We start from the raw sequence: 15,849 nt of genomic DNA, 5'->3' as shown, positions 1-15,849 counted from the left end.
CGTGGTGCAGCAGTGGACCGATAACGGCAATGACGCCCAACGCTGGCAGATTGTGAGCCTGGGCGACGGCTACGTGAAGCTGGTGCACAAAGGCACCAACCAGTGCCTCGACGTAGATAACAACCTGTCCAACCCTGGCACCGGCGTGCATCAGTACACCGACAACGGCAACGATGCTCAGCGCTGGCGGCTTGACTTGATGCCCGTACCGCTCAACAGCGGCCGCACTACCCTCGCCATGCGGGACGAAGCGCCGGCCGGGGCGCTAGCGGCTTTCCCCAACCCTGCCCGCACTACCCTCACCCTTACCTTCGTGCCCCGTCACTCCGAAACGGTAAGCCTGGACGTGTATAGTAGTACGGGCCAGCTCGTTTGGCATCGTACCCTGTCGGCTACGGCGGGGGTAGCGGCCACCACCAGCTTTTCTACCGAAGCATTGCCCGCTGGCTTCTACACTACCCGCTTAACCTCGAAGAGTAGCGTGCAGCGCTGCGCCATAGTAGTAACGCACTAGTAGTGGCCTTGGCGTCAAAGCTGCCAGCCGGGGTGCTGAGCTGTATCTTTTCATCTCTCTCGCTATGTCTGTTCCTTCCTTAGTTCGTGCTGCCCTGCTGGGTTTTGGGTACCTGGCTACCCTTACGGCTACTGCCCAAGCGCCACAACCGCCCACGCGCACCTTCACAAACCCACTGCGCGACGAAGGCCCCGACCCGTGGGTAATTCGTCGGGGGAGCACATACTACTATACCAACACCACGGGTAGCAACATTACGCTCTGGAAAACCACTTCCTTGAGCGGCGTGAAAGAAGTCCCAGCCACCGTGGTCTGGACGCCCCCAGCTACCGGCCCCAACTCCACCCAGATTTGGGCTCCCGAGCTGCACTACCTGAGTGGCAAATGGTACCTCTACTACACGGCCACCAATAAAGCCACGCCCGGCGATGCTGCCCGCTACGTGTTCGTGCTGGAAAATGCCAGTTCCGACCCTACCACGGGTACCTGGGTAGATAAGGGCCGCGTCAATACCAAGTACACCGGCCTCGATGGGTCGGTGTTTGAACATAAGGGGAAGCAGTATTTTCTGTACTCGGCGTACGTGGGGCCGCAGAGCGTACTAGCCATTGCGCCTCTCCAAAACCCGTGGACGTTGCAGCCCGGTACGGAAGTTATTATTGCCGCGCCCACGCACCCTTGGGAAAAGGGTGGGGGCCGGCAGATTTTAGAAGGGCCGGAATTTCTGTCCGGCAAAAAAGGCCAATTGTTTATCGTGTACTCCGCTAGTGCATGCTGGGACGACAACTACTGCCTCGGGATGCTCACGGCCCCGCAGGGCAGCGACCCACTGCGGCCAGAATCGTGGTCAAAAGCAGCTCAACCGGTCTTTCGCCCGTCGGCTGAGAATGGCGTGTGGGGCACCGGCCACAATAGCTTCACTACCTCTCCCGACGGCCGACAGAACTGGCTGGTGTACCACGCCAAAACTGCGGCCGACGGCAAATGCGCCGGCCGCAGCTCCCGTGCCCAGCAGTTTACTTGGAACCCCGATGGTACGCCTAACTTTGGTGTCCCCGTGTCCTTACAGACGCCGCTACCCCGTCCTTCTGGCGAATAAGGCCGCGGCGGGCCGGGCACCTTGGCTCGGTTGCACCTGCATACTTCGCTTTCCACCAGTACCACTTTCCTTCTTTTCCTACTTCTCCCATCCGCATGCAGAAACTAGTGCTCTTTCTCGCCCTGCTAGGCCTCACTACCAGCACGTACGCGCAGAAAACTAAGGTTAAAACCAAAGGTCCGGCCGCCCTGGCCGCGACGATGCAAGACCGGCGCTGGTCGGCTGAGAAAGCCAACGCCTGGTACAAAGCTCACCCCTGGATGACGGGCGCCAACTTCGCCCCTAGCACGGCCATTAATCAACTGGAGATGTGGCAGGCCGATACATTTGACCCTACCACCATCGACCGGGAGTTAGGCTGGGCTGAAGGTATTGGGTTCAATACTATGCGCGTATTTCTGCATAGTGTGGCCTGGCAGCAAGACCCCAAAGGCTTTAAGGACCGGGTGAATACCTACCTCGGTATTGCCGATAAGCACCACATTCAGACCATCTTGGTTTTCTTCGATGATTGCTGGAACAAGGTGCCACAGGCCGGTCCGCAGCCTGCTCCCAAGCCTGGTATTCATAACTCAGGCTGGATGCAGGACCCCGGCGACCCAGCTTCCCGCGACTCGGCAACCTTCGTGAAGCTGAAGCCCTACGTGCAAGATGTATTGGCAAGCTTCCGCAACGACAAGCGCATCTTGCTCTGGGACTTATACAACGAACCTGGTAACAACGGCAAGGGCACTTCATCGCTACCCTTGGTGCGCAATGTGTTTAGCTGGGCCCGCGAAATCAACCCCGCGCAGCCCCTTAGCGTGGGACTCTGGAATTGGGAATTTGAAGCCCTCAACCAGTACCAGATTCTGCATTCCGACGTGGTTACTTACCACAACTACGACGAAGCGCCCGCCCACCAGCGCGTGATTGAACTACTGAAAACGCACGGCCGCCCGCTGATTTGCACCGAGTACATGGCGCGGCCCCGCAACTCGCGCTTTGTGAACATCCTGCCACTACTTAAAAAGCAGAATGTAGGAGCCATCAACTGGGGCTTGGTAGATGGCAAAACCAACACCAAGTACCAGTGGGATGTGCCCATTGCCGATGGTAGTGAGCCCATGGAGTGGTTCCACGAGGTATTTCGCAAGGACGGTACGCCCTACCACCAAGACGAAACCGACCTGATAAAAAAGCTGAGTGGCCGCTAGGCTGTAGGCTTTCATTACGTGCTAGGGTCTTACCTGCTTTGCCATGAGCGCAGGGGAGGTAGGCACTGGCTAACTACTGTTCAGCACTCTTTCTCCGCATGAGGAAACTATCTATTCGTGTGCTGCTGGCTGTTGCGCTGGGAGTGACCCAGGTAGCGCATGCCCAGCAACCAACGGCTGCCGCTACCTTCACTAACCCCCTGTTGCCCAGCGGCGCCGACCCGTGGAGCATCTACCACGATGGATTTTATTACTACACCCACACCACGGGCCGCAACATCACGCTCTGGAAGACGACTTCCCTGAGCCAGCTGAAAACAGCGCCGAGTAAAGTGGTGTGGACGCCGCCGGCCACCGGCCCCAACTCCCGCGAGATTTGGGCGCCGGAACTGCACCGGCTGAATGGTAAATGGTACCTCTACTACGCGGCCGATGCGGGTGCCAACCTGACGCACCGTTTGTGGGTGCTTGAAAATAGCGCAGCTGACCCTCTGCAGGGCACTTGGGTTGACAAAGGCCAGATAACCGACACCACAAACAAGTGGGCCATCGACGGGTCGGTATTCGAAAATAAGGGGCAGCTCTACTTCGTGTGGTCGGGGTGGGAAGGCGACCAAAACGGCCGCCAAAACATCTACCTGGCCCGCATGAAGAACCCCTGGACAATTGAAGGACCGCGCCTCAAAGTATCGACGCCGGTGTACAGCTGGGAGCGTAACGGCGACCTGAACTCGCCCCAAGACCCGCCCCACGTAGATGTAAACGAAGGACCGGAGGTACTGCGCCACGGCAACAAGCTGGTCCTCATTTATTCCGCCAGCGGGTGCTGGACGGATTACTACGCCCTCGGAATGCTCACGGCCTCGGCCGATAGTGACTTGCTACAGCCCGGCTCCTGGACGAAGTCTCCGAAGCCCGTGTTCCAGCAAGATGCCGCTGCCGGAGTTTTTGCACCGGGCCACAATTCCTTCTTTAAGTCACCCGACGGCACCCAGGATTGGATTCTCTACCACGCCAACGATGCCCCCGGCCAGGGCTGCGGCCGGTTCCGCACGCCCCGTGCCCAGCCCTTCACCTGGAACCCCGACGATACCCCTGCCTTTGGCACCCCCGTTCCCCCAGGCCAACCCCTCGCTCGGCCCTCCGGCGAAAAGTAGAAAGCCAAAAAGGCCCGCCGAATCATCCGGTGGGCCTTTTTTATTGAAATAAGGAAGGGGTTTGACCGTGAGCAAGGGGTAGCTTTTCGGGCCTAATCCTCAAGCTGGCTCCTGGGCCATCGTTTGCTTGTAGTGCACCTCTGGCAAGTCGCGGAGGCGTTCCGTCGCGTACTCCGGGGTGATGTCGCGCTGAGGATTCGCGAGCAACTCATAGCCCACCATGAATTTGCGCACCGTGGCCGAGCGCAATAGGGGGGGGAAGAAGTGCATGTGCAGGTGCCAGCTCTCGTGGTCTTGGCCGTCGGTGGGGCGCTGGTGCAGCCCCGCGGAGTAGGGGAAGGAGGTCTGGAACAGGTTGTCGTAGCGAATGGTAAGGCGGCGAATAGCGTCGGCAAAACTATCCCGCTCGGCCTCGGTCAGCTGGGTAATATCCTGCACGGCGCGGCGCGGAACTACCAGTGTCTCAAAAGGCCACGCTGCCCAAAACGGCACCAGCACCACGAAATGCTCATTTTCCAGTACCACGCGCTTTTGCTCGCGCAGTTCAATTTCCAGGTAATCGGTAAGAAGAGTGCGGCCGTGCTGCTGGAAGTAGGCTTCCTGCTGCACAGTTTCCTTAGCGGGGTCGCCGGGTACGGTGCGCTGGGCCCAAATCTGACCGTGGGGATGGGGGTTGGAGCATCCCATTACCTGGCCCTTGTTTTCAAAGATTTGCACGTAATTGATGTCCGGGCGGCTGCCCAGAGTCTGAAACTCATCTGCCCATACATCCACCACGCGGCGAATATCCGCGGTGCTCATTTCGGGCAGTGTCAGATCGTGCCGGGGAGAAAAGCAGATAACCCGTCCTACCCCCGATTCTGCCTCGGCCCGCAGCAAACTGCCCAGTTCTACCGTGCCGGTTGGGGCATCGGGGGTGAGAGCGGCGAAGTCGTTATCGAATACGAACGTGCCATCGTACTGCGGGTTTACTGACCCATTGGCGCGGGTGTTGCCGGGGCACAGGTAGCACGTAGGGTCGTAGGCCGGGCGCTGACTGCGGTCGGGCGCCTCCTGCTGGCCCTGCCAGGGCCGCAGGGCCCGGTGCGGCGACACCAGCAGCCAGTCGCCCGTGAGCGGATTAAAACGACGGTGAGGATGCTGAGCGAGGTCGAAGGAAGCCATGCAAAAGAAGTAGATAGTGCGTTAGAGCAGCAGTAGAGAGCTGCTCTAACGCAGCCAGGAAAAGAAATAGGCCGCGCCTACGGGCGGCCAAGAAGCAGCAAACGCTAAGCTACGGATGGTACGAGTACGTCCACGCCGCCCACAATGGTGGTCTGGTAGGTTTCAAGGTGAAGGCCTAACTCCTGCTGATAAGCTGCTTTCATAGCCGTCACAAACGCCTCTACCTGATCGGGAGCCACTAAGTTGATGGTGCAGCCTCCAAAGCCGCCCCCCATCATGCGGGCTCCGAAAACGCCCGGCAAGGGTTGAGCTGCGGCTACCAGCACATCCAGTTCGCGGCAGCTCACCTCATAATCGTCGCGCAGGCCGGCGTGAGAGCCGTACATCTCTTGTCCGAACGCGGGCAAATCACCGGCAATCAGGTGTTGGCAGGCGGCCTCTACGCGAGCGTTTTCCTCTACCACGTACCGGCAACGGCGGTATACCACGTCGCCCAACTCCGCCTGATGTTCCTGCAACTGATCTAAGGTAGCGTCGCGGAGGCTCTGTACCTGGGGGTAGTGCTGGCGCAGTACTGCTACGCCCTGCTCACATTCCTGGCGCCGGGTATTATACTCGGAGCTAGCCAAGGAGTGCTTCACGCCGGAGTTGCACAGCACAATGTGGCAGGCCGTAGTATCGAAGGGAAAATATTCGTAGTCGAGGGAGCGGCAATCTAGGCGCACTACATGGTTGGGGCGGCCGAAGAGACTGGCAAACTGGTCCATGATACCGCACTGTACTCCGGCAAACTCGTGCTCGGCCAATTGAGCCATACGGGCCAGTTCCATTCGCTTTAAGTCGGCACTCAGAAGCTCGTTCAGGGCAAAAGCCAAACCGCATTCTACCGCTGCCGACGACGACAGGCCCGCGCCCATGGGTACATTGCCCCCAAACACGCAATCGAAGCCGGGAACGGTAATGCCGCGCCGCTGAAATTGCGCTACTACTCCTTTTAAGTAGTTTGCCCACTGGGTTTCGCCGCGCTCTACCTCGGCTAGTTCTACGGTGTAATGCTCGTCGTTATCAAAGGAGTAGAGCCGCGCAGTGCTCGTGTTATTTAAGGCTACCGCAAACAGGATTTCCTTGTCGATGGCCGCAGGCAGTACAAACCCCCCGTTGTAATCGGTATGTTCCCCAATTAGGTTTACTCGCCCAGGAGCCCGGACTAGGAGGGGGGAGGCACTAAAATGCTGCTGAAACGCTGTGGTGATTTGGTTGGATAGCATGGCAAGCCAAAGGAAGTGAGAGACAAACCTACGTTCTCTACGTAGCGAAGCAGCCGAAGATAGGGCGTGATATCTCAGCGCAATCGTTTGCAAAGCTATATTTTATTTTCAGGATGGTAAAAGGATGCAAGCTTTGTAGAGGAGTAGAAATGAAATTTATCTGACAAGAATTTGCACTACTAGCTAGATTCTCCCAAATAATTCTCAGTACTTTGTTTGAATATTGAGTAATTACTTACTAGTCTTGCGACATTAACGCCGAAACAGACGCCTAGCTGTTCACCGTTTCTGACTAACCCTCCCCCTTTCTGAGTTTCTATTAGCCGGCTAGCTAAGCCGCCGCTTGCTTTTTTGCTCATTCACTGCAAACGTTTGCAAAGCCCGCTGTATGCAAACGTTTGCAGCTTTCTTCTCTACTTCCCACATATATCCTTCCATGAATAACCCTCTACTCCGCGTGCGTTGGCAAACCATGCCTGCCTTGCTTGGGTGCCTGCCCCTCCTGGCCCCGGTAGCTGCTGCCGCCACCGATTTGGGCGTGGCTACGCACCACCAACTTATTGCCACTACCGTTTCAGGCCGCGTGCTAGACGAACGGGGGCAGGGCATGCCCGGCGTTACAGTGCTGGAAAGGGGCACTACCAACGGCGCCACTACCGATTCTGATGGTCGGTACACGCTCAGTGTTGCCGACAATGCTACTCTCTCGTTTTCCTTCGTTGGTTACGTTACCCAGGAGGTTCCGGTAAGTGGCCGCCCGGAAGTGAACATTAGCCTTGTTCCCGATACCAAAGCCCTGAATGAGGTAGTGGTAGTGGGCTATTTGACCCAGAATCGCCAAGATGTAACGGGGTCGGTGGCTTCCTTGAGCGGGCGCGAAGCCCAGCGGGCTCCCGTAGCAACCATTAGCGAGGGTATTCAGGGTCGCCTACCCGGTGTGCAGGTAATCAACTCCGGCGTGCCTGGTCAGGCCCCCATCGTAAACATTCGTGGTTTGGGTTCCATCAACGGCGGCAGCGGCCCCTTGTACATCATTGATGGGCTGTGGGTAGATAATATCCGGGACTTCAATCCCCAGGATGCGGAGTCAATTCAGGTGTTGAAGGACGGGGCCTCCCTAGCGCCCTACGGCTCCCGCGGGGCCAACGGCGTAATTATCATTACTACTAAAAAGGGCAAGTCGGGTACGCCGGCCATTTCCTTTAATACTTACGCTGGGGTTCAGAAAATCAACAAAACCTACGATTTGATGAACGCTCAGGAGTGGGCCGTCATCAACCGGCAGGCCTATCAGAACGCGGGCCGCGCGGCGCAGCCCTTCGCTGCCAACCTAACGGGCGTCGATACTGATTGGCAAAAGGAGCTGATTCGCACCGGCTCGGTGCAGGATTACAACCTAGGCTTTTCGGGCGGCGGGCCAAACTCCAACTTCCTGCTTTCCGGCGGGTACTTTACCCAAAAGGGTACGGTGCAAGGCCCCAAATTTGAGCGCTACAGCGTGCGTTTAAACTCGGGTTTCAACCGGGGCCGCCTGCGCGTGGGCGAAAACCTGCAACTGGCGCGCACCAACCAAACTCAACTCAACGGGCTGCCTTTCCTGGACGTGCTGCGCATGCTGCCCGTTATTCCGGTGATGGATGCGGCAAATCCGGGTGGCTTTGGCTTCGGCAATAACAACGCCAGCACCTTCGGCACTAACCCCATTGCCCTGCAGAAGCTGCTCAACAACACCAACGTAAACAACCGCCTTCAGGGCAATGTGTACGGGGAGCTGGACATTTTTAGCTTCCTACGCTACCGCCTGAATATGGGCGCGGAGTACCTGGCTACCACGACCGGGAAAAGCGCCAGTATGGGCAGTGGCGCCAGAATGACCCACTAAACCCCTCGTATTACGCTGAAAACCAGGGCAACAACCTGTTTACCATGGTGGAAAATACGTTGACGTTCGATAAAAGCTTCGGACAGAACAACGTAACGGCCGTAGCTGGCTACACCGAGCAGCACCAGCGCAACGAGTTTACCCGGGGCCGCAACAACGGCTACGGTACCGGTCCTGTGTACTACTGGGCTTTGGACGCGGGCAGCAGTTCGCCTCAGGTGCAGGGTAGTACCTCCGTGTACAACAAGCGCTCCTGGATTGGGCAGGTTACCTACGATTATAACCAGCGCTACCTACTGACGGGCGCTTTCCGTCGGGATGGTTCGTCGCGCTTTAGCCCGGCCGATCGGTACCGGAACTTCTATGCTGCTTCCGCCGGCTGGCGCATCTCGCAGGAGGCATTTATGGCTGATGTAACTTCCATCAGCAACCTGAAGCTGCGTGCCAGCTACGGCGTGCTGGGCAATGAGCAACTGGGCGGCGAATATTCCGGTGCCTACCGCTGGCAGGGGGTAATCAACACCAACGTGAATTACCCCTTCGGCGGTGATAACATTCAGAATGGTAGCGTTCAGACTCAGTTGCCCAGTCCCAATATTACCTGGGAAGAGCGCCGCACCACCAATATCGGCTTCGACCTGGGCCTGCTGGAAGATCGGGTTACGCTCTCGGCTGACTACTACCAGTCGGAAACCAGAAACGCCAACGTAGATCCTCCCCAGCCCATCGTCCTGGGCAATGCTGGCAGCAACCCTTACCAGCCGGTAGGGCGCATCCAGAACCGGGGGCTCGAACTGCTGCTGGGCTACAATGAAAACCGCAAAGACTTTAAGTATAGTGTCACAGGTAACGTGACCACCCTGAGAAATAAGGTTACTAGCCTGGGCAACGCGGCCAACTCGCCGTTCTTTGTTTCGGGCCCCGGCGAATCCACCCGCACCGAGGTTGGCTACGAGCTGGGCTCCTTCTTCCTCTACCAGTTCGACGGTATTTTCCAGACCGGCGACAACATTGCCAACAGCGCCCAGCCCAACGCCCAGCCCGGCGACGTGCGCTATAAGGATGTGAATGGCGACGGCCTGATTAGCGCCGCCGACCGCGCCCACGTGGGGCGCGTGTTCCCCAAGTTGCAGTACGGTCTGAACCTGACGGCCAGCTTTAAGGGCTTCGACGTGGCCGCTTTCCTGCAGGGAGTACAAGGCAACGACATTCTGAATACGGGCCGTTACTGGCTGGACCGCACCGACGACAACGGCAACTACCGCGCAGACTTCAGCCCCTGGACGCCCACTAACCTCTCTACCACTACTCCCCGGGCCATTATCTCGGGCGGGGGCGGGCAGGCCGGTGAGGCCGCTATCAACAACTCCCGCATCAATTCTACTCGGTGGCTGGAAGATGGCTCCTACCTGCGCCTGAAAAACGTGCAGATCGGCTACACCATCCCCAAAACCCTGACGGACCGGGTGAAGGGCGTGAACAGCCTGCGCTTTTATGTAACGGGCCAGAACCTGTTCACTGTCACGGACTACACTGGCTACGACCCCGAAGTAGTGGGCCTGGGCCTGTTGTCGCGCGGCGTGGATGAGGGCAGCTACCCCAACATCCGCACGGTTTCCATCGGCGCCCAACTTGGCTTCTAAGCCGCCGGCTCGCTTTCGCTCACTCTTCCCATCCGAGACTTCCCATGAAATTACATACTCTCCGATTAGCCGTGGTTGCGAGCAGCTTGCTGCTGACGACAGCCTGCGAAAAGGATTACCTGGACCAGATCAACCTAATCAGCCCACCACGGAATCGTTCTGGCAAACCGAGCTGACGCCGTAAAGGGTATTAACGCGGCCTACAGCGGCCTGCAGCAGCTAGGTACCTACCGCCGCTGGCTGCACTTTGCCTACGATTTACGCTCTGATGACAGCTTCAGCCAAAGCCCCTGGGGCGAGCTGGCCGACTTCACGCGCTTTACCCAGGCGAACTACGACTTTGAGGTATCCCAGAACCTGTGGCGCGACCATTACCGGGCCATCTGGCGTACCAACCAGGTCCTAGCCAATGTGCCAGCCATTCAAATGAATGAAACGCTGAAGAAGCGGGTACTGGCCGAGGCTAAGTTTTTGCGGGCCTTATACTACTACAACCTCGCGGCGCTTTACGGCAACGTGCCGCTGGCCCTTACTCCCTCAGACCCAACCAACTTACCTGCGCAGGCTACCGAAGCGCAAGTATGGGAGCAAGTGATTGCCGACTTGCAGCAAGCCAAGCCCGATTTGGATGCCACCTATTCCGGTGGCAACGATATGGGGCGTGCTACCCGGGGCGCGGCGGCTACCCTGCTCGGCAAAGTGTACATGCAGAACAAACAGTGGGCATTGGCTTCGGCTCAGTTTGCCGAGGTTATCAGTTCAAACCAGTACCGGCTGACTACCAACTACACGGATAACTTCCGCCACACCACCGAGAACAACACCGAGTCTATTTTCGAGGTCCAGTTCTCGGATGCCAAGCTGGGCGGCAACGATGGCGACGATGCTACGTCCTCGGAAGGCGGCCAACGCTCCCAGTTCTGGGGGGTGCCCGGCGCCGGCTTCGTGGACGGGGAGGTGCGCCCCTGGGTTGTAAACGAGTTTTTGCAGGAAGGAACCACTACCGGTGCCCGCGACCCGCGCCTCGCGGCTACGGTATTCTACAACCGTCGGCAGTTTACTACGGCACTGCCCGTAGATGCTGACACGCTGGTGTATGGCAACGGCTTCCTGAGGCGCTTCAAAGGCAACGCCCGCGACCTGAGCCGCATCTACTGGCGCAAGTACCAGACGGATTACTACCGCACCTTCGAGAACTTCGACTCGCCCATTAATCACCGCGTGATGCGCTACGCCGATGTCCTGCTGCTCCAAGCCGAAGCCCTCAACGAGCAAAACCAGACCGGCAACGCCATTCCGCTTATCAACCAAGTTCGCACTCGGGTAGGGCTGGCCCCACTCACGGCGGGTAGCTTCAGCCAGGCCAGCTTGCGCACGCAAATCATGCACGAGCGCGTGACGGAACTCACGGGCGAAGGGCTGCGGTGGTTTGACCTCAAGCGCTGGGGCCTGCTCGATAGCCAAGCCAGCATAGACCAGCTCAAGGCGCGCGATACAGACTTCAACTCCTTCCAAGTGGGCCGCTCCCGCCTGCTGCCGATTCTGCAAACCGAAGTTGACCTGGCGCGCTACCAGCAAAACCCAGGCTGGTAAGCTACTAGCTGCTTCTTAGTAAAGAGCCGTGCCGGCCTCGCGTCGGGGCGGCTCTTTCTTTCTCATCAAGGTAGAGCACCGGGTTTGTAACGTTCCGTATTCGCCTTTCTTCCTATCCGCTATATGGTTTCCCTTTCACGTCTTTCGCGCCTGCTTCCAGTTGGGGTATTAGCCCTGACGCTGGCGTGTCAAAATGGTTCGTCGCCGGCTCCTACACCCACGCCCCCCAGCCCCCCGGCCCCACCTACCTCTACTACTTTCACCAACCCGCTGCTCACGGTGGGCCCCGATCCGTGGGTGTACTTGAAAGACAACACGTATTACTATACGAGCACCACCGGCGGCAACATCGTCATTCGCAAAACGGCGAAGATGTCGGAGTTGGGTTCGGCCGTTAGTACAATAGTCTGGACGCCCCAGCAGGCTAGTATCAACCAGCGCGACTTATGGGCGCCCGAGCTCTTCTTCTTCGATGGCAAGTGGTACATCTACTACTCCGCCGACCCCTTCTGCTGCGCTGGCCACCGCGTGCACGTACTGGAAAATGCCTCCGCCGACCCTACTACGGGTACGTGGACGTACAAGGGGCGCATTGCTAACCCCACCAGTGACTTGTGGGCCATTGACGGGACCGTGCTCGAACAGAACGGCAAGCGCTACCTCATCTGGTCGGGCCATGAGGTGGAGGCCAGCGGCACGCAGCGCCTCTACATTTCGGAGATGAGCAACCCCTGGACCCTTACGGGTCCGCGCGTGGAGTTGTCGCATCCCGAATATAACTGGGAAACCAACGGGGAGCCCGACGTGAACGAGGGCCCGGAAATCCTAAAGCACGGCGACAAAACGTTTCTGGTGTATTCGGCCAGCCACTGCAGTACCGACGACTACGCCCTGGGTATGCTCACGGCGTCTTCCACGGCCGACCCCATGCAGCTCAGTTCTTGGACGAAGTCGGCCACGCCCGTATTCGTGAAAAATCCGGCGGGCCGGGCATTCGGGCCAGGCCATAATGGTTTCTTCAAGTCGAAGGATGGCACTGAGGACTGGATTATTTACCATGCTAACCCAAACTCCGGCCAGGGCTGTGGCGACAACCGTAGCCCCCGCATGCAGAAGTTTACCTGGAAAGCAGATGGCACGCCCGACTTTGGCACCCCCGTGGCCCTAGGTACCGCACTGCCCAAGCCAGCCGGAGAGTAGCACGCGGCTGGTAGAATGCCAGTAGTTGCTTTCTTTGTTGTTCACCCTTCCTTTTACGCACGTTGCATTTGTCCTTGCCCTTCCCGTTTCGCCGCCTGACCAGCTCCCTACTGGTAGCTAGCAGCTTGCTTTCCGCCTGCCAGCGCCCTGCTACTACCACTACTGCCGCCAGCCCGGCCGCCGCACCAACCACCACGGCCGCACCACTGGCTATTCCGAACCCGGTGCTGGCCGGCGACTTTCCCGACCCGTCGATAACGAAAGTGGGCGACACCTATTGGGCTACTGCTACTACTTCTAACTGGGGACCAGTTTTTCCCCTGCTAACCTCCAAGAACCTGACCGACTGGCAGTTGGTGGGTCATGTGTTTCCGGGTGAGCGGCCCGCTTGGGCCGACTACTACTTCTGGGCTCCTGAAATCAGCCAGGAAGGCCAGAAAACCTACGTGTTCTACACGGCGCACAAGCGCGGCGGCAACCTAGCCGTGGGCGTAGCCAGCGCCGACAACCCGGCTGGACCCTACACCGACCACGGCCCCCTAGTGGGCCAGCCCGATGGCTCCATTGATGGCTTCCCCATGCGCGACGAGAACGGCCAGCTTTACCTTATTTGGAAAGAGGACGGCAACAGCGTGCAGCAGCCCACGCCCATCTGGGCCCAGCGCCTAAACGATGCCCGCACGGCGCTAGTAGGAGAGAAGCAGGAGCTATTTCGCAATGATCCGGCCACCTGGGAGGGCAACTTGGTAGAAGGAGTATCCATTGTTCGCCACGAAGGCTACTTCTATGCATTTTACGCCGGCAACGGCTGCTGCGGCCGGGGCTGCACCTATGCTACCGGGGTAGCCCGGGCCAAAAATCTGCTGGGCCCTTGGGAAAAGTATGCCAAGAACCCGGTGCTAATAAACAACGATACTTGGAAGTGCCCCGGTCATGGTACGGCCATTGAGCACCAGGGGCGCTGGTTTATGCTGCACCACGCCTACGCTGCGCAAAGCCAAGAATTTGTGGGTCGTCAGGGCGTGCTCAGCGAGTTTGTGTGGACGGCCGCTGGCTGGCCGGAGTTCCGGGGTGGAAGCACGCCGATAGCCGCGGCCCCGCCAGTTGCGCGCTCGTTCACCGATGAGTTTACGGGTGCCAAGCTGCTGCCTACCTGGCAGTGGCCCGTGGAGCAACAGCCAACCTTTACTCTCCGCGGCGGCCAGCTCCAACTCACGGCCCGTCCTGACCACAGCGGCGCGGCCCTTGGGCAACCAACCACGGCTCCGAATTACACCGCTACTACTACCTTGCTTAACCCCGCCGCCTTGCCAGCAGGCTCCCAGGCCGGCCTAGCAGCCCACGGCGACCCAGACAATACCTTGTCCTTAGTAGCTGGCGGTGGCAAGGTGCAACTGGTGCAGCAGGAAAAAGGCCAGTCGAAGGTGCTTGCTGAAACCATACTACCTGCCACCAAGCGCCTGCAATTGCGGTTGCAAGCCCGCCAAGGCAGCCAATTCACCTTTGCCTGGAGTAGCGACGGAGGTACTACCTGGCAAAATATGCCGGCTAGTGGCGCTGCCGTAAACGGAAGCTACCTGCCCCCCTGGGACCGGGGCGTGCGGGCCGGGGTGCTGGCCCACGGCCCTGTTACCGCTGTTGCCACCTTCGAGAACTTTGCCCTTGTACCTCAGTCTAACTAGGCTTTCTGCCACCTGATTCCCTTCCTGCACTTATGACTCCACTCTTCCGAGTTGGCCTTGTGGCTGGCGGGGTGGCTGGTTTGTTGGTGTCTGCCTGCCAGCAGGCTGATACTACCAGCACAACCACTGCTCCCACCACCGCCGCCGATTCTACTCAATCCTCCTCAACGAGTATGCCCACATCCAGCAAATTTGGCAAAACCCCAGATGGCACTGAGGTGCAGCTGTATACGCTTACGAATGCGCACGGCCTTAAAGCTACCATCACCACGTATGGAGGTACGCTTACAAGCTTGCTGGTGCCCGATAAGAACGGAAAGCTGGGCGACGTAGTACTGGGCTTTGATGATTTGGGGGGCTACACCAGCGCCACTTACTTGCGTGAAGGTCCCTACTTCGGCGCCCTAATTGGACGCTACGGTAACCGTATCAAACAAGGCAAGTTCACGCTCAACGGTCAAACCTACCAGGTACCGGTAAATAACGGCCCCAACAGCCTGCACGGCGGCACAAAAGGCTTCGACAAAGTAGTGTGGCAGGCTACGCCCGGCACATCGGCCGCCGGACAGACCCTGACGCTGCGCTACGCCAGTGCCGCCGGCGAACAGGGCTACCCCGGCGCGTTACAGGTACAAGTGGTGTATACCCTCACGGCAGAGGACGGCCTTCGCCTGGACTACACCGCCACCACCAACCAGCCTACGGTGCTCAACCTGACCAATCACAGCTACTTCAACCTCAACCTGGGCCAGGCACCTACCATTCTAGACCACGAGCTTACGCTGCTGGCGGAGCGCTTCACGGCCGTAGACGCGACCCTGATTCCGACCGGAGCCCTGCCTTCGGTAGCGGGTACGCCCATGGACTTTCGCCAGCCCCACCGCATAGGTGAGCGCATTGAGCAGGTAGCGGGCGGCTACGACCACAACTGGGTGCTGGCCGATGCTATGCGTTCTACGCCGGCACTGGCCGCGCGCGTGTACGAGCCTACTTCGGGGCGCACAATGGCTGTGTACACCGATCAGCCGGGCGTGCAGTTTTATGCGGGCAACTTCCTGAAGGGCACACTCACGGGCAAGGGTGGGGTCACCTATCAGCAGCATGGGGGCTTCTGCTTGGAAACCCAGCACTTCCCCGACTCGCCCAATCAGCCGACGTTCCCGAGTACCGTGCTGAAGCCCGGCGAGACGTTTCACTCCACCACGGAATACCGTTTTGGGGTGCGTAACTAAGTAAGAATACGCGTTGATGTGAGCCGTGCAGCCGCCATTACGTGATGGTACTGCACAGCCCTAAGCCAGTGGCTCTGGCTCCTGGAGTTTGTGGAGGGTAGCATCTGCGTAGGTGCTGCTCACTCAAACCCGAGGAGCTAGGGCCACTGGCTTTTCTATACGGCAGGGCATGTACAGAGGTACGTGCGGGTCGAAAGCAAGCTAAGTGCTGGGTAGTAG

12 protein-coding genes and 1 pseudogene are annotated in these 15,849 nt (G+C 58.7%); 11 read left to right on the top strand and 2 right to left on the bottom strand.

Annotation, left to right across the window (positions count from 1 at the left end):
- The 4 genes from VI25_RS17700 to VI25_RS17685 all read left to right on the top strand — a co-directional run.
- Window positions 1-514 (top strand): RICIN domain-containing protein (locus VI25_RS17700; protein WP_161806972.1); only part of this gene is annotated, 514 nt, incomplete at its 5' end.
- 64 nt (window positions 515-578) lie between these two features.
- Window positions 579-1,613 carry a family 43 glycosylhydrolase gene (locus tag VI25_RS17695; RefSeq protein WP_045688706.1) on the top strand — a complete coding sequence of 345 codons (1,035 nt, stop codon included), beginning with the start codon at window positions 579-581 and terminating at the stop codon, window positions 1,611-1,613.
- A 95-nt stretch (window positions 1,614-1,708) separates the two neighbouring features.
- Window positions 1,709-2,809: a cellulase family glycosylhydrolase gene (locus tag VI25_RS17690; protein ID WP_152981683.1), complete on the top strand. Its 1,101-nt coding sequence runs from the start codon at window positions 1,709-1,711 to the stop codon at window positions 2,807-2,809.
- 98 nt (window positions 2,810-2,907) lie between these two features.
- Entirely contained in the window at window positions 2,908-3,966 is a 1,059-nt protein-coding gene (locus VI25_RS17685; protein ID WP_045688705.1) for a family 43 glycosylhydrolase, read from the top strand.
- A 99-nt stretch (window positions 3,967-4,065) separates the two neighbouring features.
- Here VI25_RS17685 and VI25_RS17680 read toward each other — a convergent pair whose 3' ends face one another.
- Together VI25_RS17680 and VI25_RS17675 are read right to left on the bottom strand one after the other, a co-directional pair.
- A complete protein-coding gene (locus VI25_RS17680) occupies window positions 4,066-5,130 on the bottom strand; it encodes a UDP-glucose--hexose-1-phosphate uridylyltransferase (RefSeq protein WP_055562703.1) in 1,065 nt (354 codons plus the stop codon).
- Window positions 5,131-5,234: 104 nt separating this feature from the next.
- Window positions 5,235-6,398 (bottom strand): galactokinase, encoded by a 1,164-nt coding sequence (locus VI25_RS17675; protein ID WP_045688704.1) that lies wholly within the window; start codon window positions 6,396-6,398, stop codon window positions 5,235-5,237.
- Between the two features lie 436 nt (window positions 6,399-6,834).
- Between VI25_RS17675 and VI25_RS17670 the strand changes: the two genes are divergently transcribed.
- From VI25_RS17670 to VI25_RS17645, 7 genes and pseudogenes are all read left to right on the top strand, one after another.
- Window positions 6,835-8,280, top strand: a complete 1,446-nt coding sequence (locus VI25_RS17670; protein WP_052695224.1) for a SusC/RagA family TonB-linked outer membrane protein — start codon at window positions 6,835-6,837, stop codon at window positions 8,278-8,280.
- Between the two features lie 20 nt (window positions 8,281-8,300).
- Window positions 8,301-9,923, top strand: a pseudogene (locus tag VI25_RS17665) (SusC/RagA family TonB-linked outer membrane protein); the annotation flags it as partial.
- A 44-nt stretch (window positions 9,924-9,967) separates the two neighbouring features.
- Entirely contained in the window at window positions 9,968-10,099 is a 132-nt protein-coding gene (locus tag VI25_RS27915) for a hypothetical protein (protein ID WP_262489978.1), read from the top strand.
- Window positions 10,077-11,516, top strand: a complete 1,440-nt coding sequence (locus tag VI25_RS17660) for a RagB/SusD family nutrient uptake outer membrane protein (RefSeq protein ID WP_316934358.1) — start codon at window positions 10,077-10,079, stop codon at window positions 11,514-11,516. Before VI25_RS27915 ends, VI25_RS17660 begins: the two co-directional genes overlap by 23 nt.
- Before the next feature lie 123 nt (window positions 11,517-11,639).
- On the top strand, window positions 11,640-12,716 hold the full coding sequence (locus tag VI25_RS17655) for a family 43 glycosylhydrolase (protein ID WP_045688703.1): 1,077 nt from the start codon (window positions 11,640-11,642) through the stop codon (window positions 12,714-12,716).
- Window positions 12,717-12,784: 68 nt separating this feature from the next.
- Window positions 12,785-14,398 (top strand): family 43 glycosylhydrolase, encoded by a 1,614-nt coding sequence (locus tag VI25_RS17650; RefSeq protein WP_236705107.1) that lies wholly within the window; start codon window positions 12,785-12,787, stop codon window positions 14,396-14,398.
- A gap of 32 nt (window positions 14,399-14,430) precedes the next feature.
- Window positions 14,431-15,630 carry an aldose epimerase family protein gene (locus VI25_RS17645; protein WP_045688702.1) on the top strand — a complete coding sequence of 400 codons (1,200 nt, stop codon included), beginning with the start codon at window positions 14,431-14,433 and terminating at the stop codon, window positions 15,628-15,630.
- Window positions 15,631-15,849: the final 219 nt, after the last annotated feature.

It is taken from the genome of Hymenobacter sp. AT01-02, assembly GCF_000961955.2.
Lineage (GTDB): Bacteria > Bacteroidota > Bacteroidia > Cytophagales > Hymenobacteraceae > Hymenobacter > Hymenobacter mucosus.
This window is presented reverse-complemented; position numbering and strand designations above follow the sequence as displayed.

Excerpts from the sequence above, each read along its gene's own strand:
- VI25_RS17675 (WP_045688704.1), bottom strand. The coding sequence starts at position 6,398 with ATGCTATCCAACCAAATCACCACAGCGTTTCAGCAGCATTTTAGTGCC.
- VI25_RS17655 (WP_045688703.1), top strand. The coding sequence starts at position 11,640 with ATGGTTTCCCTTTCACGTCTTTCGCGCCTGCTTCCAGTTGGGGTATTA.
- VI25_RS17645 (WP_045688702.1), top strand. The coding sequence starts at position 14,431 with ATGACTCCACTCTTCCGAGTTGGCCTTGTGGCTGGCGGGGTGGCTGGT.
- VI25_RS17670 (WP_052695224.1), top strand. The coding sequence starts at position 6,835 with ATGAATAACCCTCTACTCCGCGTGCGTTGGCAAACCATGCCTGCCTTG.
- VI25_RS17680 (WP_055562703.1), bottom strand. The coding sequence starts at position 5,130 with ATGGCTTCCTTCGACCTCGCTCAGCATCCTCACCGTCGTTTTAATCCG.
- VI25_RS17690 (WP_152981683.1), top strand. The coding sequence starts at position 1,709 with ATGCAGAAACTAGTGCTCTTTCTCGCCCTGCTAGGCCTCACTACCAGC.
- VI25_RS27915 (WP_262489978.1), top strand. The coding sequence starts at position 9,968 with ATGAAATTACATACTCTCCGATTAGCCGTGGTTGCGAGCAGCTTGCTG.
- VI25_RS17685 (WP_045688705.1), top strand. The coding sequence starts at position 2,908 with ATGAGGAAACTATCTATTCGTGTGCTGCTGGCTGTTGCGCTGGGAGTG.
- VI25_RS17695 (WP_045688706.1), top strand. The coding sequence starts at position 579 with ATGTCTGTTCCTTCCTTAGTTCGTGCTGCCCTGCTGGGTTTTGGGTAC.